The organism is Clostridium ljungdahlii, from assembly GCF_001636845.1.
In the GTDB taxonomy this organism is placed as follows: domain Bacteria; phylum Bacillota; class Clostridia; order Clostridiales; family Clostridiaceae; genus Clostridium_B; species Clostridium_B ljungdahlii_A.
This window is the reverse complement of sequence record NZ_LITT01000046.1, coordinates 155,595-179,400: the sequence shown is the minus strand read 5'-3', so window position 1 is coordinate 179,400 and position 23,806 is coordinate 155,595. Positions and strand designations below refer to the sequence as shown.

14 protein-coding genes, 1 pseudogene and 1 riboswitch are annotated in these 23,806 nt (G+C 32.2%); of the genes and pseudogenes, 14 read left to right on the top strand and 1 reads right to left on the bottom strand.

What is annotated here, in order from left to right; all coding sequences use genetic code 11:
• The first annotated feature begins 4 nt into the window (after positions 1-4).
• The 3 genes from WY13_RS14890 to WY13_RS14880 all read left to right on the top strand — a co-directional run bounded on the left by WY13_RS14890 (position 5) and on the right by WY13_RS14880 (position 3,758).
• Complete coding sequence (locus tag WY13_RS14890) at positions 5-856, top strand: transporter substrate-binding domain-containing protein (RefSeq protein WP_063556400.1); 852 nt, start codon at positions 5-7, stop codon at positions 854-856.
• Between the two features lie 178 nt (positions 857-1,034).
• A complete protein-coding gene (locus WY13_RS14885) occupies positions 1,035-2,030 on the top strand; it encodes an NADH:flavin oxidoreductase (protein ID WP_063556399.1) in 996 nt (331 codons plus the stop codon).
• 429 nt (positions 2,031-2,459) lie between these two features.
• Entirely contained in the window at positions 2,460-3,758 is a 1,299-nt protein-coding gene (locus WY13_RS14880; RefSeq protein ID WP_063556398.1) for an SLC13 family permease, read from the top strand.
• A gap of 143 nt (positions 3,759-3,901) precedes the next feature.
• Here the strand turns inward: WY13_RS14880 and WY13_RS14875 are convergent, their stop codons facing one another.
• Positions 3,902-4,885, bottom strand: a complete 984-nt coding sequence (locus WY13_RS14875) for a sugar-binding transcriptional regulator (protein ID WP_063556397.1) — start codon at positions 4,883-4,885, stop codon at positions 3,902-3,904.
• 1,209 nt (positions 4,886-6,094) lie between these two features.
• Here WY13_RS14875 and WY13_RS14870 point away from each other — a divergent pair.
• From WY13_RS14870 to WY13_RS14825, 11 genes and pseudogenes are all read left to right on the top strand, one after another.
• Complete coding sequence (locus WY13_RS14870; RefSeq protein ID WP_063556396.1) at positions 6,095-7,528, top strand: gluconate:H+ symporter; 1,434 nt, start codon at positions 6,095-6,097, stop codon at positions 7,526-7,528.
• Between the two features lie 642 nt (positions 7,529-8,170).
• Positions 8,171-9,004 (top strand): DUF6282 family protein, encoded by an 834-nt coding sequence (locus tag WY13_RS14865; protein WP_063556395.1) that lies wholly within the window; start codon positions 8,171-8,173, stop codon positions 9,002-9,004.
• Positions 9,005-9,046: 42 nt separating this feature from the next.
• Positions 9,047-11,341 (top strand): hydratase, encoded by a 2,295-nt coding sequence (locus WY13_RS14860; protein ID WP_063556394.1) that lies wholly within the window; start codon positions 9,047-9,049, stop codon positions 11,339-11,341.
• A 302-nt stretch (positions 11,342-11,643) separates the two neighbouring features.
• The gene (locus tag WY13_RS14855) at positions 11,644-12,912 is read left to right on the top strand and encodes an NAD(P)-dependent oxidoreductase (protein WP_063556393.1); all 1,269 of its coding nucleotides are present in this window, start codon (positions 11,644-11,646) and stop codon (positions 12,910-12,912) included.
• A 168-nt stretch (positions 12,913-13,080) separates the two neighbouring features.
• Positions 13,081-13,174, top strand: a riboswitch (glycine riboswitch).
• A gap of 66 nt (positions 13,175-13,240) precedes the next feature.
• Complete coding sequence (gene gcvT, locus WY13_RS14850) at positions 13,241-14,347, top strand: glycine cleavage system aminomethyltransferase GcvT (protein WP_063556392.1); 1,107 nt, start codon at positions 13,241-13,243, stop codon at positions 14,345-14,347.
• A 16-nt stretch (positions 14,348-14,363) separates the two neighbouring features.
• A complete protein-coding gene (gene gcvH, locus WY13_RS14845; protein ID WP_063556391.1) occupies positions 14,364-14,744 on the top strand; it encodes a glycine cleavage system protein GcvH in 381 nt (126 codons plus the stop codon).
• Positions 14,745-14,749: 5 nt separating this feature from the next.
• Positions 14,750-16,093 carry an aminomethyl-transferring glycine dehydrogenase subunit GcvPA gene (gcvPA, locus tag WY13_RS14840; RefSeq protein WP_063556390.1) on the top strand — a complete coding sequence of 448 codons (1,344 nt, stop codon included), beginning with the start codon at positions 14,750-14,752 and terminating at the stop codon, positions 16,091-16,093.
• The gene (gene gcvPB, locus WY13_RS14835; RefSeq protein WP_063556389.1) at positions 16,093-17,550 is read left to right on the top strand and encodes an aminomethyl-transferring glycine dehydrogenase subunit GcvPB; all 1,458 of its coding nucleotides are present in this window, start codon (positions 16,093-16,095) and stop codon (positions 17,548-17,550) included. Before gcvPA ends, gcvPB begins: the two co-directional genes overlap by 1 nt.
• Before the next feature lie 524 nt (positions 17,551-18,074).
• Positions 18,075-18,239, top strand: a pseudogene (locus WY13_RS20690) (helix-turn-helix domain-containing protein); the annotation flags it as partial.
• A 347-nt stretch (positions 18,240-18,586) separates the two neighbouring features.
• A complete protein-coding gene (locus tag WY13_RS14830) occupies positions 18,587-21,316 on the top strand; it encodes a molybdopterin-dependent aldehyde oxidoreductase (RefSeq protein ID WP_063556388.1) in 2,730 nt (909 codons plus the stop codon).
• 214 nt (positions 21,317-21,530) lie between these two features.
• Positions 21,531-23,804: a pyridine nucleotide-disulfide oxidoreductase/dicluster-binding protein gene (locus WY13_RS14825; protein ID WP_063556387.1), complete on the top strand. Its 2,274-nt coding sequence runs from the start codon at positions 21,531-21,533 to the stop codon at positions 23,802-23,804.
• Positions 23,805-23,806 lie beyond the last annotated feature (2 nt).

Sequence of the window (23,806 nt, the reverse complement as noted above, 5' to 3'; positions counted from 1 at the left end):
TTATATGAAAAAAATAAAAAAAGTAATGATAGCATTTGTTTTAGGAGCTTTAGTAATGAGTGTATATGGATGTGGGAAGAAACCTTCATCTAGCAGCAATGAAAGCGTAAAAAAAATACAAGTAGCAACTTCTGGTACACCGAAACCATTTAATTTTGTTGGAAGCGACAATAAACCTACAGGCTTTGAAATAGATTTATTAAAGAAAATTGATGAACAATTACCTGATTATGACTTTCAATATAATGTGACAGAATTTGGTTCATTGTTTCCAGGTTTGGATTCAAAGAGATATGATTTGGTAATTAATAACCTTTCTAGAAGTAAAGAAAGAGAAGCTAAATATGTTGTTTCCAAACAATCTTATTTTGAAGCTCCAATAGTTTTAATAGTTAATGAAGATAACAAAAATGTTAAGTCAATTGATGACATTGGTGGTTTAAGAATCCCAGCTGGATCTGGTAGGGCGAATGCACTTTTTCTAGAAGACTATAATAAAAAGAATTCTAACAATCCCGTAAAAATAAATTATACTGATTCAGGAGCTGATCAGCTTTTAATTGATTTGCACAACAACAGATATGACGCAGCAATTTATAGTGAAACATATGTTGATTATGTTGAAAAAGAATATGGATATAAGTATAAAATAATAAACTTGTCACCAGAACAGCAGAAACAATTAAATGGCAATTCCCCAGCGTGGATTTTTTATAATCAAGATGATAAAAAATTAAGGGATGAAGTTGATAAAGTGTTAAAGAAATTTACACAAGATGGAACTTTATCAAATTTGTCAAAAAAATGGTTTAACGGAAAAGATTATTCTAGGAATCTACCAGTTTCCGAAAAGTAACAGGCAAAAATCATATTTTGAACCACTTGTTTTGTATATTGTAATTTGTTATATTGAAAAAGTTGATAAAATTTTCTACTGAAATTTAAACACTAAATTTGTCGTAAGGAAGCATTACTTGTTTTTTAATGTCTGCTATGATAAAATTTAAGTTAAATTTAGATGCAGGAGGGAAATTATGACACATTTACTTGAGCCACTAAACAGTGGTAAATTAGTTTTAAAAAATAGATTAATTATGCCGCCTATGGCTACAGAGAAATCTGAAGATGATGGAAAGGTAAGTAATAAGCTCTTAGAACATTATGATGAAAAGTCTAGGGGAGGATATTTATCACTCATTATAGTCGAACACAGCTTTATTGCACAACAGGGAAAAGCTAGTAAGAACCAGCTTTCTGTGGCAGATGATAGTACAATAGAAGGTCTAAAAAAAGTAGCTAGTGTCATTCATAAAAACAGCTGCAAGGCAGTTATGCAGCTCAATCATGCGGGGAGCGCAACTACTATGGCAGTTACAGGAAGTGTTTTGTTAGCGCCTTCAGCTGTGGAAAATCCTTTTATGAAATCGGGTATTCCAAGGGAACTTACTTATGATGAAATTCAGGATATAGTTAAAAGCTTTAGTGATGCTGCTATTCGTGTAAAGGCAGCTGGTTTTGATGGAGTAGAAATTCACTCTGCTCATGGATATCTTTTGAATCAATTCTATTCTCCCCTTACAAATAAAAGGACTGATGAATACGGCGGAGATAATGTAAAGGATAGAATTAAAATTCATCTACAAATAATAAAGGCAGTACGTGAAGTCGTAGGACCTGAATTTCCAATTTTCATGAGATTGGGAGCTTCTGATTACATGGAAGGTGGAACTACACTTGAAGATAGTAAAGTTGCGGTTTGTGAATTTGAAAAAGCTGGACTGGATGTTTTAGATATTTCAGGAGGATTTTGCAGATTTACTATACCGGGAAATAACTCTCAGGGATATTTTTCAGAACTCAGTGGAAGCTTGAAACAGTTTGTATCAATACCTGTTATATTAACTGGAGGTATTACAAAAGCTGAGGCTGCAGAGGAACTGCTTGTAGATGTAAAAGCTGATCTCATAGGTGTAGGAAGAGCAATCTATAAAGACTCAGAGTGGGCTAAAAGGGCCATTGAAAATTTTTAACTTAGCAAACTAGTATATTTCAGGAGCATATCTGGATTGATTTACATAAATCTAGGTGTGCTCCTTATTTTAGTTTCATAAATGTCTTATATTATTCAATTTACATTTAAGTTTGTATGTACAAATGCTTAACCTATTTGCAAGTGATAAATAAAACATCATGTAAATAATGTAGAATACAATCTTATGAGCTCTTTAAAGGAAAATAAATGGTGAACTTTGTAAATTTACTTAAAACATATGGTTTTATTTTTAACAAATGTTTTGACAAAAAAAGAAAAGTTTGATACAATAAATTTGTTATGATGCTAGAGCATAAAGAAATCGTTTTATATTAATAAATTAACTTAATGCATTAAATGTTATATCTATATGTACAAGCTTCATAAAAGTATTTTATAAACTATTTATTTTGGGGAGGAAGTATTTATGATAAGTTTAATTGTAGTATTGGCAATAGTAATCTCTATTGCACTAGGGTATAAAACAAAGATTAATACAGGATTTTTTGCTATGGGGTTTGCGTATATAATTGGATGTTTTGTTCTAAATTTGAAAGCTTCACAGGTCATTGCGATGTGGCCAATAAGCATTTTCTTTGTAATTTTTTCAGTTTCACTTTTTTATAATTTTGCACTTGTAAACGGTACACTGGAAAAACTTTCTTTACATATTTTATATAGATGCCGCAAGATGCCGAAATTACTTCCATTTGTTATTTTCTTTGCAGCAGTATTGATTTCAGGCTTGGGCGCAGGTTATTTTACAGTAATGGTATTTTTAGCTCCTCTTACATTACTACTTTGTAAAGAAACAGGTATGGATACAATGATAGGAGCGGTTATTTTAAGTTATGGTGCATTGTCAGGTGCTAATTTTATGACAAGCGGATGTGGTATTGTATTTAAAAGTTTTATCGAATCAGCAGGTTTTAAAGATTTATCATTTCTATATACGGCATATATATTTATTATTACTATGATTATTCCTATTTTAGTAATTTTAGCTTTTATGATATTTTCAAAAAATTTAAGAAATTTAGGAAAAACATTAAATATAAAAAAACCAGAACCATTTGATAAGAAACAAAAAATAAATCTTTATCTTATTATTGCTATGGTAGTTATAGTTCTTGCACCTCCAGTTTTACATTTGATTGTTCCTAAAAATGCAGTTATTACTTTCATAAATTCTAAAATGGATGTTGGGCTTGTTTCAATTATTTTTTCTGTTATCCTTCTCATGCTTAAAATTGCTGATCAGAAAGCGGCCATTGCAAAGGTACCATGGAGTACTCTCATTATGATTTGCGGTGTTGGTATGTTAATATCAGTTGCAATCAAAGCAGGAACTATAAAATTACTTGCAAGTTGGATTAGTGGTAATTTACCTGCTTTTGCAGTACCTATAGTACTCAGCATAGTAGGGGGATTGATGGCAGCTATTAGCAGTACACTTGGTGTTGTTGTTCCTGCACTTTTCCCGGCTGTTCCATCTATTGCACAGGCAACAGGTATAAGTCCAGCTATTCTCTTCATGTGCATTGTTATTGGGGCACAGTCAGCTTCTATTTCACCCTTCTCTTCAGGGGGAAGCATTGTATTAGGTTCTTGTTCGGATGAAGAAGAACGTACTAAATTATTTCCAAGATTGCTTTTTATTGCAGCTCCTATGTGTATGGGAATTGCGACGGTAGCAAGTATAATTATTTCTCTTGTTGCCAGATAAATTATATTAAAATTGAATGAAAGGTATTAAAAAAAGAAGGATAAATCTTCAGTTAATGTAGATTTACCTTCTTTTGTGATAAAATAGCCTTCTATGTTTTATTATGAAAGCTGCCTTTTACAGACTTTTTAGTTGCTGTGACTTTAAAATTGTATTTTGGCTAAGGAAAGTATTTTTGAAGCTGTAGCATCGTCAGTAATAAGTGTATTTATATACTTTCCGCGTAGGGCTCCTAAAATTGCTTTGGCTTTAAATTTACCAGCAGCAATACCTATTACATGGTTTGCTTGGCGTATAGTAGAAGTATCTATTCCTATGACTTTTTGGTTTATGTCAATATCTACTTCTTCTCCGAGATCATTGTAAACACGTCCGTAAATGCACCCTACAGCTTTTAGATCATCTAAATTGTATTGTTTAACTCTTTCTAAATAATTTGCCCAAAGGGAAGAAGAGAACATAGCATCTATTGTACCTACTCCTGTAAGAATTATATCTGATTTATTTGCAAAGAATATTGTATCACTTAATACAGGTTCATGCATGAGTGCCTTTCTGGCATAATCATTATCTACATAAAGAGGAGCATATAAATATTTGCATTTACCTCCATATATTCTTGCCATACGTCTCATGAGTTCTTGAGAATCTACAATAGTATTATCCTTAGCAGCAGAGCCTACTACCTGTACAGTAGTTATTGGAAGCTTCTTTTTTGGCTTCAAATTTTTTATCAAATTTAAAAGGGTTTTACCCCAAAGTACACCTATAATAGAATTCTCGCTAATTAAATCGTCTACATATTGAGCACCTAATTTTCCTAGTGTACTTAAGGTTTCTTCATAAGCAAGCATTTTATTATCAAGCACGAGGGCATCTTTTAAATCAAAATTTTCTTTTAAAATATTTTCTAATTTAGGAACTCTACTGTGGGGTTTGTTTATGGTGATTTCTACTACATGTTTGTCACGAGCTTCTTGAAGTAGTTTGGAAACTTTAAATCTAGTAGTAGATAATTTGCTTGCTATTTCACTTTGAGTCATATTTAGTTCATAATACATATCAGACAACTTGGCAAGAAAATTTAATCTTTCAGCTTCATTTATTTTTTCAAATTCATCTATCATGTTTAACCTCTCAACTAATTTTATATTTAGTGTAAATTTAAAAACAACTTTTAATTAAACTTAGAAATAATATTATTAAAGAAAACTATTGATAATCCTATATATACAAACTAATTATAATAGAACTAATTTGGTTTTTCAAGACAATGGTGGAACATTAAAAATTTAATTTACAATTTTATTAAATTAAGTAAATATTTTAATAAAATTAATGCTTTACCATAAACCCTGAAATTCGTAAGTAAATCATGTGAGTCTAACACAGAAGTATGCAAAATTAACTCTTGCTTCACTAATGATATATTAATTTTATTATGTAAAGACTGAAATTCGTATAATACTAATTTTACAGGATAATTTCAAAACATTTGTATAATATACGAACTAATGTTGACTTTACTAAACAAATCTGTTATTATGAAATCGTAGTCAAATGATTGCAAAATTAGGCGTATACATGTATATTGGAAAACAATTCTACATTAATATTGAAAATTAATTTTATAAACTAATGTGGAGATTAATAACCTTTGTTAATATTAAATTCCATAAAGGTTACTTGAAGATTAAATACAACTAAATGTGGTTAATTTTCAATGTAAACGTTACTGCAAAAATACCATTAATATTTTATTAAAGCTATATAGTGATATAATTGAAAATTTAAATAACATAAAGCCATTATGTTGAATAAGCAAATGTTTAATTGCTTATAGTGCCATTTATGCTTCTCATACTAAAGATGTCAGGAATGTTTGTAGAGGGATTAAAACCAATTTCAGAACAGGTAAAATTAATGTGCGAAACTAAATTTAAAGATTTCACAGGTTATTATGTGGCGAATCAGTATTTTTTTCGTAATTTTCCCAGTTTCACTTTTGCAATTTTATGCTTGTAAACGATATATTAGAAAAATTTTTTTTACACATTTTGTATAAATGCCCAAAATGTCAAAATTACTTTCCTGATAGGTGCAGGCTATTTTATAGTTAGGAGGTGATTTGGAAAAGTCAGGTACTATTTTTTACGATTATTATTAATTGTAACTGATTTTTTACTAATCTATCTAAATGTATTTTTATATAAATAATTTTAAAACAAGAAAGCTTTTAATGTGGAATAAAAAATCACCAGTGGTGGTGATGTAGAAAATGAAGCCTTATGAGTTTTCTAATACAATATTAAAATTTAATAAGAGGTGAATATTTAATGACAGGTCATGATATTTTATTGCTTACTATTGCATTATGCAGCGTTGTGGTGTTGGTACTTCTCATTGTTTCAAAATTACATTTTCATCCTATGGTAGCTCTATTAGTAGTTTCAGTTGGCGTGGGACTTACAGCTGGTCTAGATATGAATAAAATAGTAAAATCAATTACAGATGGTGCTGGTGGTACACTAGGAGGGGTGGGATTGCAAGTTGCACTTGGGGCAATGATAGGAAAACTATTAAGCATTTCAGGTGCAAGTGACAAAATTGCTTCAACAATCTTAAAACGTTCTACTAACAGAACTTTACCATGGTTTATGAGTGCAGTGGCGTTTATTATCGGAATTCCAATGTTCTTTGAAGTAGGGCTAATTATGCTTTTGCCAATAGTGTTTAGTGTTGCTGCAAAACTTGAAAAGCAAGGAAATATAAAAGGATCAGCATATATTTATATTGGGGTTCCGGTTATAGCAGCTTTAGCAACAATGCATGGTATGGTTCCACCGCACCCTGGTCCTTTGACTGCCATTGCAGGTATTAAAGCAAATCTTGGGATTACATTGATTTATGGTATTATTTGTGCAATCCCTGCAATAATTATTGCAGGACCGGTATATGGTAAATTTATTGCACCACGAATGACAGTTCGTCCTGATAGGCAACTGTTAGAACTATATGCAGGATCTTCAATTACTTCAGAAGAAAAAACTGCAGCCTTAGATGATACTTCAAAATATATGGCTGCAACCGTTGAACATCCGGTTTCATCAGCAACTTCATTTATCGTTGCATTACTGCCAATGTTAATGATGTTGGCCGATGCACTTGCAAAAACATTCTTTAAACAAGCAGTCTTGCTTAATAAAATAACAGGATTCATTGGTAATCCAGTAATAGCCTTATTAATCGGGCTATTAGTAGGAATGATATTTTTGGGATATGCACGGGGAGTAGATACAAAAAAACTTCATGATGAACTCGGCGCTAGTCTCAAACCAATTGCTGGTATCTTATTAATTATCGCTGGCGGAGGTGCCTTTGCAAAGGTGCTTACTAATTCTAACGTTGGAGTTGCTATCAATCACCTTTCATCTGGAATACATGTTTCTCCTATTTTATTAGGATGGCTGATTGCTGCTTTATTATCTATCTCAACAGGGTCTGCTACTGTTGGTATTGTTGGTGCAACTGGCTTGTTAGCACCGCTTACTGTGTTTAATCCGGGCATTAGTAAGGAATTACTAGTAATTGCCATTGGTTCAGGATCGTTATTCTTTAACTATGCAAATCATGCAGGTTTTTGGTTAGTAAAGGAGTCATTTAGCATGTCAATGAGTGAAACCTTTAAAACTATTACGGTTGTTCAATCAATTGTAGGATTGGTTGGATTAGCAATGACGCTATTGTTGAATTTCATGCCTCATTTTTAAAAAATTAAAGAGAAGTATATAAATATTTGCACTTACCTTTATAAATATACAAATAAATTACAATTTTACATAATAAAAGTATTGATTTTAATTAAATTAGTATTTTACTGCTGATTCTGAATTTTATCTGATGGCTACCTACTGTAACACTCCTTCTATCAAAGTGAGAGCTAACAGTAGCTACGCCCCTAGATAATTCATCTAAACTTAGTGGGAGAAACAAAACTCTAAAGAGAAAGCGATTCACTTTAAATCAGAGATTTAAGTTCTCTGCTTTTCCTGCTAAGTAAGATCCATTGATAGTAAAGAAAAAGCGACTATTGACAAAAGTATAAAATTATAACATTTGTTTTAAAAATAATATAAAAAACTTAACATATAAAGATTAATATTAATATATAACTTGCTTTGAGAAATAATCTTAAAACATTTGTATAAAATATAAACTAATGTTGACTTTGCAAAATGAATCTGATATTATTAAATTGTAGTGAAATAATTTAAAAATTAAGTATATACCTATTAGCTGGTGAAATATTCTATTCTAATTCTTAGTAAATAGAGATATGTAGTAATTTGTAAAATGTAAACATTTGCTTAGATATATATTAGAAATAAAATTAATTAATACAGGAGGAAAAAATGAAGTGTGAAGATAATGCTTTAGAAGATGTTATTGATTTACATATCCATACTGCACCTGATATTAGGGAAAGAAGATTAAATGACATTGAACTAGTAAAAGAAGCAAAGAGAGTTGGTGCACGTGCTGTTGTTTTAAAATCACATGTAGTGCCTACAATGGATAGAGCATGGATTGCACAACAATTAGTTAAAGGAATTCATGTGTTTGGTGGAATTGTTTTAAATCCTCAAATGGGAGGGCTGAATATAGCAGCAGTAGAAAATGCTATTAAAATGAATGCAAAAATTATTTGGTTACCAACTTCATTTGCTGCTAATGAACGTAAACAAAAAGGAATGTCAGATGGCGTTGAAGTAATTAATAATGGACAAATTGTTCCTGAACTTGTAGAGATTTTAAAGCTAATTGCAAAGCATAATGTTGTTCTTGCTACAGGCCATTTATCGCCATATGAAATTAGAGTAGTTGTTGAAAAAGCAAAAGAAATAGGTGTAAAGAAAATTTTAATAAATCACCCTGAATGGCCTACTGTAGATATGTCTTTGGATGATCAAAGAGCATTAATAAAATATGGGGTGTATTTTGAAAGATGTTACGCACATCGTGTAAATGGTAAATATGAGAAGAATTTTTCAATCAACTTAAGAGCAATTGAAAGCTTAGGATATGAATCCACAATCATATCTACTGATGGAGGTCAAATTGAGAATCCTGTGTGGAGTGAAGAATTATATGAGTATATATCATTTTTAAAAAATTCAGGATTATCTGAAGAAGCTGTTAATAATATGACAAAAATATATCCAGCAAAAATGTTAGATCTTGATTAGGCAATAAATGAAATTTTATTACATTATAATAGGGAGGAAGTTATGATTAAATTACATGACGAAGGTGCATATTTATTAAATGGAGAAGAATTGTACTTTGACAATGAAGAATACAATGGAAAACTTAAAGCGAAATTAGGAAAAGATTATGTTAACAAGGAAGAAGCTAAAAAACAAACTATAGCTTATTCTATACTGCAGAATCATAATAAATCAAAAGATAATGTAAACTTAAATATTAAATTCGATTCTCTTGCTTCTCACGATATCACTTTTGTAGGAATTATACAAACATCTCGTGCCAGTGGACTTACAAAATTTCCAATACCATATGTGCTTACTAATTGCCACAACAGTCTCTGTGCTGTTGGTGGAACAATTAATGAAGACGATCATTTATTTGGCTTATCTGCTGCTAAGAAATATGGAGGAATATATGTTCCACCTCATTTAGCAGTTATTCATCAGTATATGCGTGAGATGATGGCAGGCTGTGGAAAGATGATTTTAGGATCAGACAGTCATACCCGTTACGGAGCACTTGGTACAATGGCAATAGGTGAAGGCGGTGGAGAACTTGTTAAACAGTTGCTGTCACAGACATATGATATATCTTATCCTGGAGTTATAGGAATTTATTTAACCGGGAAACCACAAAAAGGTATAGGACCACAGGATGTTGCCCTAGCTATAATTGGTGAAGTATTTAAAAATGGCTTTGTTAAAAACAAGGTAATGGAATTTGTAGGACCAGGAATAGAAAACTTATCTGTAGAATATAGAAATGGCATAGATGTAATGACTACTGAAACTACATGTTTGACTTCAATATGGAAAACTGATGACAAAGTTTGCGATTACCTTGAATTACATGGAAGAAAAGAAGATTATAAAGAATTAAATCCTGGAAGCGTTGCATATTATGATGGAATTGTATATGTTGATTTGTCAAAAATAAAATCTATGATAGCAATGCCTTTCCATCCAAGTAACGTATACACTATCGAAGAACTTAACACAAACCTTTATGACATATTAGACAAGGTAGAAAAAGATGCCAGAAGGAGAATGTCTAACAAAAATCTTGATTTCTCTTTAAAAGAAAAGATAAGAGATAATAGGTTATATGTAGAACAAGGATGTATAGCTGGATGTGCCGGAGGTAACTATGAAAATATTTGTGAAGCTTCCAGTATATTAAAAGGAAAATCTATTGGAAATGATGAATTCACATTAAATGTTTATCCCTCCAGCCAGCCTGTTTATTATAGCTTGGCTCAAAACGGAATAGCTGCAGAATTGATGCAGACAGGAGCAATAGTTAAGACAGCTTTCTGCGGACCATGTTTTGGAGGAGGAGACACACCTGCTAATAATTCACTCAGCATAAGACATACAACTAGAAACTTCCCTAATCGTGAAGGTTCAAAACCTAATGAAAATCAGCTTTCTTATGCAGCACTTATGGATGCACGTTCAATAGCAGCAACAGCTGCTAATAAGGGATTTGTTACAGCAGCTACAGATTTGGATGTAGATTATAATATACCTAAATATTATTTTAACAAGACCATTTATGATAACCGTGTTTATAATGCTTTTGATAAAGGAAATAGTGACGTAGAATTAAGATTTGGACCTAATATAAAGAACTGGCCAGATATGCCTGAGCTTTCAGACAACTTAATACTGAAAGTATGTTCTTTAATCAAAGATCCTGTAACTACAACAGATGAATTGATACCTTCAGGAGATACATCTTCTTATAGGTCTAATCCATTAAAACTTTCAGAGTTTACGTTGTCACGCAAGGATCCAGAATATGTTGGAAGATCAAAACAAATTCAAAAATCGGAAAAAGATAGACTTGCAGGTAAGTCTCCTTTTGATGCAAATAGGGATCTAGAAAAAGTATTTAGTGTAATAAAACAAAAGTTTGGCAGTATAAATACAAGTAATACAGGCATAGGAAGCATGATATATGCAGTAAAACCTGGAGATGGCTCTGCTAGAGAACAGGCAGCTAGTTGCCAAAAAGTTTTAGGCGGATATGCTAATATTGCAAGAGAATATGCTACTAAAAGATATCGTTCAAATTTGATTAATTGGGGTATACTTCCTTTTGTTATGGAAGATGAACCACAATTTGAATGCGGAGATTATATATTTATTTCTAATATAAGAAAGGCTGTTGTTGAAAAACCATCTGAAATAGATGCCTATATAGTAAAGGATGATCTTATAAAGTTCAACGTAAAAATTGACAAACTTACTGAAAAAGAAGTAAATATCTTGTTAGATGGATGCTTAATAAATTATAATAAAACAGATAAATAATTTAGTATAATATCATTTAAGAAAAGTTGCATTAGATGAAGAATTAACTTCAAGCTAATGCAGCTTTTTATTTAAAATACAATAAACTATTATAAATCTTATGAAATCTCAAGCATTTTTAAGATGCATTAAGGAATACAGAAGATTATTAATATAGATACAGGTAACAAATATTGAGAATTTCTATTATATATGATTATATATATGTAGCATAAATATTAGTACAGAATATTAATGAAAAATAGTACAGATGGTAAATAAAACATTATAGAATTTATTTACACACAAGGGAGGAAAAAGGATTGGATAAAATTGTTTTTGGTGAAGCTAATAGATGTCTTGGATGTAAAGTGCCTCAATGTAAAAAAGGATGCCCTGTAAGTACCCCTATAAATGAAGTAATAAAACTTTTTAAAGAGAATAAAATAAAGAAAGCTGGGAAACTTCTTTTTGAAAATAATCCCATGTCAGCTATTTGTTCACAAGTTTGTCCACATGAAAAGTTTTGTGAAGGCCATTGCGTGCTTGGTAAAAAAGGAACTCCTATAAAGTTTGGACTTATCGAAAAATATATATCGGACTTTTATCTTAATTTTATAACGTCAGCTGATATAAAAAAGTTGAATAAAAAAATTGCAGTAGTAGGATCAGGTCCAGCGGGATTGAGTATTGCTTTTATAATGGCAAGAAAGGGATATGATGTAACTATATTTGAATCCCATGAAGATATAGGAGGAGTTTTGAGATATGGTATACCTGCCTTTAGACTTCCGAAAGATATTTTGGACAGGCTTAAGGATAAACTTTTTCATATGGGAGTTAAGATAAGGCCTAATACTCTTATAGGACCTGTGATAACTGTTGAAGATTTGTTTAGGGATGGATACAGGGCGGTTTATATAGGAACGGGAGTATGGAGTCCAAGGAACTTGGGACTTAAAGGAGAAACTTATGGTAATGTGAATTATGCCATAGATTATCTTAAGAATCCTGAGTCCTATAATTTAGGAGATAAAGTTGCAATTATAGGTGCAGGTAATGTTGCTATGGATGCTGCAAGGACCATAATTAGAAATGGATCAAATGACGTAACTATCATTGCAAGGAGTGATGAAGAACATGCAGGAGCAGACAATATAGAAATTGATTATGCCAAACTTGATGGAGTGAAATTTCTCTATAAAATGGCACCAGTTGAAATAACAGATGATGGAATAAAAATAGTTCCAACTGAGGTATCCTTTGATGAAAATACCGGGAAAAAGAAAGTAATGCTAAAAGATGAGGAAGGAAAGCTTTTTAATGCAGATTCTATAATAATTGCTGTAGGCCAGGGACCTAAGGCAAATATAGTAAACAATTCTGAAGGGATAGAAGTGAATTCCAGAGGACTTATACAGACAGATGATTCAGGAAGAACTACGAGGCCTGGAGTTTTTGCATCAGGTGATGTGGTAACAGGTGCCAAAACTGTTGTTGAAGCAGTAGAGGTTTCAAAACACCTTGTAAATGCTATGGAAGAGTATATAAAGAGTATGGATAAAAAATTTGAAAATTCAGATAAAAATTAAAAAATATTTTTATTGAAATTCCATATTCTAAGGTGTATATTGATAATGTAGTAAAAAGTATATAAATTGGATGAATACAGTGCGAGATAGCATCTAGTTGTTAACCGAAGAAGCAATGATATGCCGCCACGGCTATATCAAAAACTCTCAGGTAGAAGGAGCGCTGTAGGACAAAACTCTGAAAAAGCTGTTGTCAAGACAGTACCAAAGGTGAAAGATATTTAATATCGAAACTCTCAGGTAAAAAAACAGAGGATATGTGGACTATTAGGTAAATAGTCTCCATATCCTTTTTTAATGCGCAAAAATATGAAGGAGGTCTTATGTTATGGAAGAATTAAAGAAAACTCCACTGTTTGATTCCTATAAGAAATACGGTGCAAAAATAATAGATTTTGCAGGATGGGATATGCCAGTGCAATTTGAAGGCATAACAGCTGAACATCAAGCAGTACGTAAAAAAGCAGGATTATTTGACGTCTCACATATGGGAGAAGCAGATATAACGGGAAAAAATGCACTAGAATTTGTTCAAAATTTAATAACAAATGATGCAGCTAAGATTAAAGAAAACCAAATATTATATACACCTATGTGCTATCCAGAAGGTGGAATAGTAGATGATATACTTGTTTATAAATTTACAAATGAGCACTTTTTTCTCGTAATAAATGCTGCCAATACAGATAAAGATATTGACTGGATGATAAAAAATAAGGAAAATTTCCAGGTAGATATAAAAAATATATCTCCTTCAATTATACAGCTTGCAATTCAGGGGCCAAATGCACAAAAAATACTTCAAAAATTAACGGATACAGATTTAAATAGCATCAAGTTCTATTTCTTTAAAAAAGATGTACTAGTTGCAGGAAAAAAGTGCATGGTTTCAAGAACAGGATACACAGGAGAAGATGGATTTGAAATTTATTCAGGAACCGAAAATGCAGAGTATTTGTGGAATAAAATACTTGAAACAGGTAAAGAAGATGGCATAAAACCAGTAGGACTTGGTGCAAGGGATACTTTGAGATTTGAAGTTAACCTGCCCCTTTATGGAAATGAATTATCCAAATCAATTACACCTCTTGAAGCAGGTATAGGAATTTTTGTGAAATTAGATAAAGACAATTTTATAGGCAAAGATGCTCTTGTAAAGCAGAAAAAAGAAGGACTAAAGAGAAAAATAGTTGGTTTTGAAATGAAGGAAAGAGGAATTTCAAGGCATGGATATGAAGTTTTTGCAGATGACAAGAAAATAGGAGAGGTAACTACTGGATATCGTTCACCTTCTTTAAATAAAAATATAGGTTTTGCTTTAATTGATTCTAAATATGCACCTATTGGAACTTCTATTTCTATAAAGGTGAGAAATAAGCTTTTGAAAGCCGAAGTGGTTAGCAAAAAATTTTATAATAAAAATTATAACAAATAGCGGGGAGGATTTATAAATGAAAACTTTAAAGGAATTATTGTATTCGAAAGATCATGAATGGATAAAAGTTGATGGGGTCAAAGCTTATGTTGGTATTACAGATTTTGCCCAGGATTCTTTAGGAGAAATTGTTTTTGTTGAACTTCCTGAGGTGGATTCAGAATTCTCAAAAGGTGATGTATTTGGAACAGTTGAATCTGTAAAGGCAGCATCAGATTTGTGTATTCCAGTTTCAGGTAAGGTCTTAGAAGTAAATGAGGAACTTGTAGATAGTCCTGAAGGTCTCAATGAAGATCCTTATAAAAACTGGATAATTTCAATTGAAGTATCAGATGAAGCTGAATTGAAAGACTTACTTGATGCGGCAAACTATGAAAAAATATGTGATAAGGAGTGATTTATATGCATCCTTATTTACCACTTACAGAAGAAGACAAGAAAATTATGCTGGAGAAAATAGGAGTAAGCAGTATAGATGATCTGTTTTCCGATATACCAGAAAGTGTTCGTTTAAATAGAAAATTGAATATAAATGATGGGATGTCTGAGCTTGAAGTGGAGTCCTATATTAAAGACATTGCAAAATCAAATAAAAGCTGTGATGATCTAACCTGCTTTTTAGGTGCAGGGGTTTATGACCACTATATACCTTCTGTGATAAAGCACATAACGTCAAGGTCTGAGTTTTATACGGCCTATACTCCTTATCAAGCTGAAATAAGCCAGGGTACACTTCAGACTATATTTGAGTATCAGACAGTTATGGCTAATTTAACAGGTATGGAAGTTTCAAATGCTTCAATGTATGATGGAGCTACAGCTTGTGTGGAAGCAGCACAAATGGCTGCAAATGTAACAAGACGTAAAAATATAGTTGTTTCAAAAACTTTAAATCCTGAAGTTAGAAAGGTACTTAAAACTTATTTGAGATTTAAGGATTTAAATCTAATAGAAATAGATGAAGCAGGTGGAGTTACTGATATAGACAAACTTAAAGGTGAGATTAATAAAGACACAGCAGCAGTTATAGTTCAAACACCAAATTTTTTAGGACTAATAGAGGAACTGCAGGATGTGGAGAAGTATGTTCACGATAATAAATCCCTTTTAATAGTATTTTGTGATCCCATTTCCCTTGGAATACTAAAGAGCCCTGGAGAGTATGGAGCAGATGTAGTTGTAGGTGAAGGACAATCTCTTGGAAACAGCATGAATTACGGTGGCCCTTATCTTGGTTTTTTAACTACTACTAAAAAATATTTGAGAAAGATTCCAGGAAGAATTGTAGGTGAAACTACGGATTCAGAAGGTAAGAGAGGCTATGTGCTAACACTTCAGGCAAGAGAACAGCATATAAGACGTGAAAAGGCTTCTTCAAATATATGCTCCAATGAAGCATTAAATGCACTGACAGCCCTTATATATTTAACTACCCTGGGTAAAAAGGGAATTAGAGAAGTGGCTTATCAAAATGTCCAAAAATCTCATTATGCATTTAAAAAACTTACTGAAAACGGAAAATACAAAGCTGTATTTGACAAACCATTTTTCAATGAATTTGTAGTTGCTTCAAAAAATTCAGCAGAAGACATAAATAAGACACTGCTTGAAAATAAAATATTAGGTGGATATGATCTGGAGAAACAATATCCTTCTTATAAAAATTCCATGCTTTTATGTGTAACTGAAAAGAGGACAAAGAATCAAATTGATAAATTAACTTCTGTATTGGAGGGAATTGAGTAATGAAAGAATATAATAAACTTATTTTTCAACTTTCTAAAGAAGGCAGAAAGGCCTACTCCCTTCCTAAATGTGACGTACCAGAAGAAGGCATTGAAAAATTGCTGCCTGAAGAATTTATAGGCAAAGAGGAGCCTGAGCTTCCAGAAGTAAGTGAAGTAGACGTAATAAGACATTTTACACTGCTTTCCAATAAAAACTTTGGTATAGATACAGGATTTTATCCTCTTGGTTCCTGTACTATGAAGTATAATCCTAAAATAAATGAGGATATGGCAGATTTTAAAGAATTTACTCAGCTTCATCCCTATCAGCCAGAAGAGACTACCCAGGGAGCTTTAAGACTTATGTATGAATTAAGTCAAAAGCTTGCTGAAATAACAGGCTTTGAAACTGTATCTTTGCAGCCGGCAGCAGGAGCTCATGGAGAACTTTCAGGACTTATGATTATAAAAGCTTACCATGAAAAAAGGGGAGATTTTAAGAGAAAAAAGATTATAGTTCCTGATTCAGCTCATGGTACAAATCCAGCTTCAGCTTCTTGTGCAGGGTTTGAAATAATAGAAGTGAAATCCGATGAAGATGGAACAGTGGACATTGAATCTTTGAAATCCATATTAAGTGATGAAGTAGCAGGACTTATGCTTACAAACCCTAATACGCTTGGACTTTTTGAAAAAAATATTATGGAAATAGCTAGACTTGTCCATGAAGCAGGGGGACTTCTTTACTATGACGGTGCTAACATGAATGCCAATATGGGAAAGACAAGACCTGGAGATATGGGATTTGATGTATGTCACATGAACCTTCACAAGACCTTTTCAACACCTCACGGCGGCGGCGGACCAGGAAGTGGGCCTATAGGAGTTAAAAAGGAAATTATGGAATTTTTACCTGTCCCTGTAGTTTCTAAAGACAAAGACAAATATTATTTGGATTATGACAGACCTTATTCCATAGGAAAAGTAAGAAGCTTTTATGGAAACTTTGGAGTTATGGTAAAGGCATTTTCCTATATCTTGAGTATGGGAGCAGATGGCTTAAGGGAAGTTAGTGAAGATGCAGTCTTAAATGCCAATTATATAAAGGAAAGGCTTAAGGATTATTATAATATACCTATAGATACAGTTTGTAAACATGAATGTGTACTTGGTGGCTTGAAAGAAGATGAAAACGGAGTTACAACCTTGGATGTGGCAAAAAGACTTTTAGATTATGGATACCATCCTCCAACTATATATTTTCCGTTAATTGTGAAAGAAGCAATGATGATAGAACCTACAGAAAATGAAAAGTTGGAAACACTGGATGAATTCATAGATGATATGATAAGTATTGCAAAAGAGGCTAAGGAAAATCCTGATATAGTAAAATCAGCACCAAATACGACTATAATTAAAAGATTAGACGAAGTAAAAGCAGCAAGGAAACCTGTAGTTAAGTGGAATAAAAAGTAATAGAGTTTCTAGGCTAAAAATAAATTTATGCTCCGAATATTTTACAACCACAAGTACATTAAATATTTTGATAAGTCTAAGCAGAAAATTTGCAAAAAGCTAAGAGCTTTTGAAAGCTCGTACCTCAAACAATTCAAAAGCTCTAAGTTTTTTTACAAATTTTCTACTAAAACTTATATACAAAATATTTAAATGTACTTGTTTATTGTAAAACATTTCTATGCATAAGCTTATTTTTTAGTTATAGAACTTGTATATTTAATTCTATATAGAGTGGAACTGAAGGTTGTAAATAAATTATGATATTTACAATGCGTTCAAAAAACGAACATACATAATAAAAATATAAAAGAAACTACCTAATTTGGGGATTTTAAACAATAACATATATATAGCTTATAAGTAAATGATGATTCCAAATTTTAGTATTTAATTATTATTAAGATATTTGGTTTTTATGCCAATTATATATAATATTAATGGACTTCCCTATAATAATGCAAGGTTGAATTGAAAATTGTTATGTGGATATTAGCGATGATTGTTTAAAGTTAGATTATATTGAAAAAGAACATGAAATTAAAGTATTGAAGAAATTCAAGGGGAATATAACTCATTCGGCAGCAATACTGGGTATAAGAAGAAATACTTTGTACAGCAAGATAAAAAAGCATAATATACAAATGTAATATTTTTATTCAAAAAAGAGAGGGTTACCTATAAATATATTGTTGGTAGTCCTATAATTATGTTTTTATTAATATGGAATATATGTGGAAAGGAAAACTATGACCAAAAAGCGAACAGTAATCAAAAAATGAACACCGTTTTTTAATTGATTTGATCTAAAAATGAACACAAGATAATAAACATCATTAAAACACTACCTAATTTGGACACTTTCAATATTGGCATACATATTGCTTATATAAATAGTAACATTAAATATTTCAACCAACATTAAAACACATCTACAATTTGTAATATGAATGCACTTTAAATTGCAAGTTATAGATAAAAATTGAGGAGGTATAGTATGCTAAAAAAGTATTTAATAATTAATGGAGTTAAAAGAACTATTATAGCAGATCCAGAGGGATCTTTGGCAGATGCTTTAAGAAAACAAGCATTTCTTACTGGAACAAAAGTTGGATGTAGAAAAGGAGAATGCGGTGCTTGTTCCGTAATTTTGAATGGTAAAGTAGTAAGGTCTTGTATAACTAAAATGAAAAGGGTTCCAGATGAAGCAGAAATTATAACTATAGAAGGAGTTGGCGATCAAAAACATCTTCATCCACTGCAGTTAGCATGGATGATTCATGGTGCAGCACAGTGTGGTTATTGTACACCTGGATTCATAATTTCAGCTAAAGTATTACTTGAACACAATAGTAATCCAACAAGAGAAGATGTTAGAGCCTGGTTCCAAAAACATAGGAATGTTTGCAGATGTACAGGATATAAGCCATTAGTTGATGCAGTAATGGAAGCAGCAAGACTTATGCGTGGTGAAGTAACAAAAGAAGAATTATGGTATAAGCTTCCAAAGGGAAAAAGCCTTTTAGGTTCAGAAGCTATACGTCCTTCTGCTCTTGCAAAAGTAACAGGAACCTGGGACTTTGGAGCAGATTTAGGATTAAAGATGCCAGAAAATACATTACACATTAAGCTAGTACAGGCTACAGTATCTCATGCGAACATATTATCTATAGATACTTCAGAAGCAGAAAAAATGGAGGGAGTTTATAGAGTACTAACCTATAAAGATGTACCGGGTACAAATAGAATAAATGGATTGGCATTCCCTACAAATAAGGGTGATGGACTTGAGAGACCTATATTAAATGATAAAAAGATCTTCCAATTTGGTGATGCAATAGCCATGGTACTTGCAGATACACCATGTCAAGCAGAAGCAGCAGCAAAAAAAGTAAAAGTTGAAATAGAAGAGCTTCCAGCATATATGAGTGCACCGGCAGCTATGGCTGAGGATGCTATAGAAATTCATCCTGGAACACCAAATATTTATTTTGAATGTGGTACTGTAAAAGGTGAAGATACAAAACCTTTAATGGATTCTCTTCCTTACGTTGTTGAAGATGATTCATATGTACAAAGGCAGCCGCATCTTCCACTTGAACCAGATGTTGGATGTGCATATATTAATGAAGATGGAAAGTTAATTGTACATTCAAAGAGTGTAGCACTTCATTGCCATGCAGCTATGGTAGCTGATGGTATAGGAGTACCTTTAGAGGATCTTTATATAGTTCAAAATCCTACAGGTGGTACTTTCGGATATAAATTTAGTCCAACAATGGAAGGACTTCTCGGTGTAGCTGCCCTGGTAACTAAAAGACCAGTATATCTTGAGTTTAATATGTATCAACAAATAACTTACACTGGAAAAAGATCACCTTTCTTTATGCATCTTAAATTAGGTGCTGATAAGAATAGAAAATTCACTGCATTAGAAACTGATTGGTCTTGTGATCATGGTCCATATTGTGAATTTGGTGATCTTGTAACTACAAGAGGTTCACAATTTATGGGTGCAGGATATAATATTCCAAATATAAGAGGAGAAGGAAGAACAGTTGCTACAAACCATGCTTGGGGTTCAGCATTTAGAGGATATGGTTCACCACAAAGTTTATTTGCTTCAGAAGTTTTAGTAGATAAAATGGCTAAGAAAATGGGAGTGGATCCTCTTGAATTGAGATATGAAAATGTCTATAGAGAAGGAGATAAAACTCCTACAGGTTGTGACCCAGATGTAATATGCTTGCCAACTATGATTGAAAAGTTACGTCCATTATATAAGGATGCTAAGGAAAGAGTTAAAAATAAAAATGTTAATTCTGGAGATAAGAAATATGGAGTAGGAACTTCCTTATTAATTTATAGCTGTGGCCTTGATGGTGCAGATAGTTCAAATGCATGGGCAGAATTGACTGCAGAAGGGGTTACTGTAGGAAACTCCTGGCAGGATCACGGCCAAGGAGCTGACATGGGTACGTTAACTATAGCTCATGAAACTTTAAGACCAATAGGATTAGAGCCAGAAGATATTAAGTTAGTTATGAATGATATGGAATTTACTCCAGACAGTGGTCCTTCAGGTGGAAGCCGTTCTAACGTTTTAACAGGAAATGCTACTAGAGTTGCTTGCGAAAACTTACTGGCAGCTATGAAAAAGGACGACGGTACTTACATGACTTATGATGAAATGGTAGCTGCAAAAAAACCTTTAAAATATGCTGGAAAATGGACAGCACCTTGTACAGCTCCTGATCCAGCAACTGGTCAAGGAGATCCATTCCCAACTTATATGTATGGTGTCCTTATGTCAGAAGTAGAAGTAGATACTACTACAGGAAAGACTAAAGTAGAAAAACTTACTATGATAGCTGATGTAGGAACTATAGTAAATAAACTAGTAGTTGATGGTCAAATGTATGGTGGGTTAGCCCAAGGTATAGGACTTGCTTTAAGTGAAGATTTTGAAGATTTAAAGAAACATACTACACTTACAGGTTGTGGAATACCACAAATTAGGGATGTACCTGATGATATAAAAATAATATATCAAGAAACACCACGACCAAATGGCCCTTATGGTGCTTCAGGTGCAGGTGAAATGCCACTTTCAGCACCTCATGCTTCTATAGTTAATGCAATTTATGATGCTTGTGGAGTACAGATAACAAAATTACCTGCACGTCCAGAAAAGGTATTAGCTGCACTTAAAGAATTAGAAAAATAGTAAGAAAACAATTTAAATATCTCTCTAAATGAATCAGAAACAAGTAATGGTATAATGATTTCTAAGAGCTAAAAAGACTAAAATGTCTGTTAATAGCCATCAGATGGAATTAAAATTCCATCTGATGCAAAGAAATCTATTGATGTTAAAAATTACAAGATAATGTTTTCATAGTTTCTGGTTCATTTTTATTTAAAAGGGGGGAAGGAGTTATATGGATTTAAATAAATTGTTAGATAAAGAAAATTTATGTATTGCAGATAAACCTTCGGCCTGTATATCTGCGTGTCCCATACACATGGATGTAAAGACCTTAATTGATGCAATAGAGCAAGATGACTTTAAGAAAGCTTATAAGGTTATGGCTAAAAAGATGCCTTTTACTAGAATAGTAGGCAGTATATGTGATCACCCTTGCGAAAAGGCATGTGTAAGAAATAAATTAGGTGGATCTATAAATATACATGAACTTGAAAGGGTTGTAGTAAAAATAGGTCTTCCTTCTAAAAAAAGAACGATCCCAATACCTAAGAATGGGAAAAAAGTGGCAGTAGTTGGTGCAGGTGTAAGCGGCATTACAGCTGCTTTTGATTTAGATAAAAAAGGATATCAGGTTACTATTTATGAAAAAAGTGATAAGATAGGCGGCAGGATATGGGAGTTCCAAGGAGATCAACTTTCAAATGAAACAATAGAAGAAGAATTAGCAGTAATGAATAAGGGAGATATAAAGATTAAGTTCCATGAATTTGTAGATGAGAAGAAATTAGAAGAAATAGTAAATAGCTATGATGCAGTTTATATAGGAACAGGTGTTTGGAAAAAAGATCTAAAAGTAAATACGCAAACTTTTCAAGTAGAAGATAGTTCTTTGTTTGCAGGAGGAAGAATTGTAAATCAGAACGATTCAGTTATATTTTCAATAAGCTCTGGAAGAAGAGCAGTCATATCTATTGATAGGTATCTTCAAAAAATTTCTCTTACAGTGGCAAGAGAAAATGAAGGTGCTTATGATACACCTTTAAAACTTAAATTAGATGATATAGAAAGCGTAGAAGCAATTAAAAAAAATTCTTTAGAATATAATAAACAAGAAGCTATTAAAGAAGCAGGCAGATGTATAAAATGTCAGTGCACAGAGTGCTCAAATGTTTGTGTTCACTTAAGAAAATATGATATTACACCTAAAAAATATATAAGGCAAATAAATCACAATGAAGTTATAATATTAGGAGATCATTATGCAAATGAAATGATTAATTCCTGCACTCTTTGTGGACTTTGCGGTGAAGTATGTCCTTCTAATTTAGATATGAAGGATATAATACAAGAAACTCGTGAAAGTATGGTAGAAAGAGAAAAAATGCCTGTATCAGCTCATGATTTTGCACTTAAGGATATGGAATTCAGCAATAGCAAATATTTTTCAATGGTAAAAAATCAGCCGGGATATGAAAAAGTTAAATATATGTTTTATCCGGGATGCCAATTACCTGCATCTTCTCCTGAATATATACCTGAAATATATAAATATCTTATGGAAAATATTAAAGATGGAGTTGGAATAATGCTGGGATGCTGTGGTGCACCGGCGGATTGGGCTGGAAGACAGGATTTATTGGAGAAAAATATAAAAGATATACGAAATAAGTGGGAAGAAGCAGGAAAGCCAACTTTCATTTTAGCCTGTTCCAGCTGTTACAGCATGTTTGAAAAATATATGGGGGATATGAATTTCATCTCTCTATGGGAAGTCATGGATAAATATGGAGTGCCTGAGGGCAATAAAATAAAAGAAAACAAGATATTGACTGTACATGATGCCTGTTCCACTAGATATAATAAAGAAATTCAAGAGAGTATACGAAATGTAGCAACTTCCTTGGGATATAAAATAAAAGAACTTAAATTTTCAAAAGAAAAAACTAAATGCTGTGGTTATGGTGGACTTGTATATTTTGCAAATAGAGAACAATCAAAGGATTTTGTAAAAGATAGAATAAATGAAAGTAACCTAGATTATTTAGTATATTGTTCAATGTGTAAGGATTTATTTATAGATGAGGGTAAAAAGACTTTTCATATTTTAGATCTAATTTATAGCGATGATTTAGAGAAAGCTGCTTTAAGAAAAGTGCCTACTCTTTCACGCAGGCATGAAAATAGAACGCTTCTTAAAATTAAACTTTTGAAAGAACTATGGAATGAGGAAGTAAATGATTTAATAGAGCATTATGAGTTTAAATTAAACATACCTGATAATGTAAAAGATCAAATGAAAGATAGACTGATTTTACTTGATGATATAGAAAAAGCCATAGATAATGCTGAAAAAAATAAGGAAAGATTTTTTAATCCTGAAAATTCACATTATTTATGCAGGCTTAGAATTAGTAATGTAACTTATTGGGTAGAATATGAAAGAGGCAAGGATGAAATTTTAGTCAAAAGTGTGTATAGTCACAGAATGGAAATAGTGGAGGAATAATT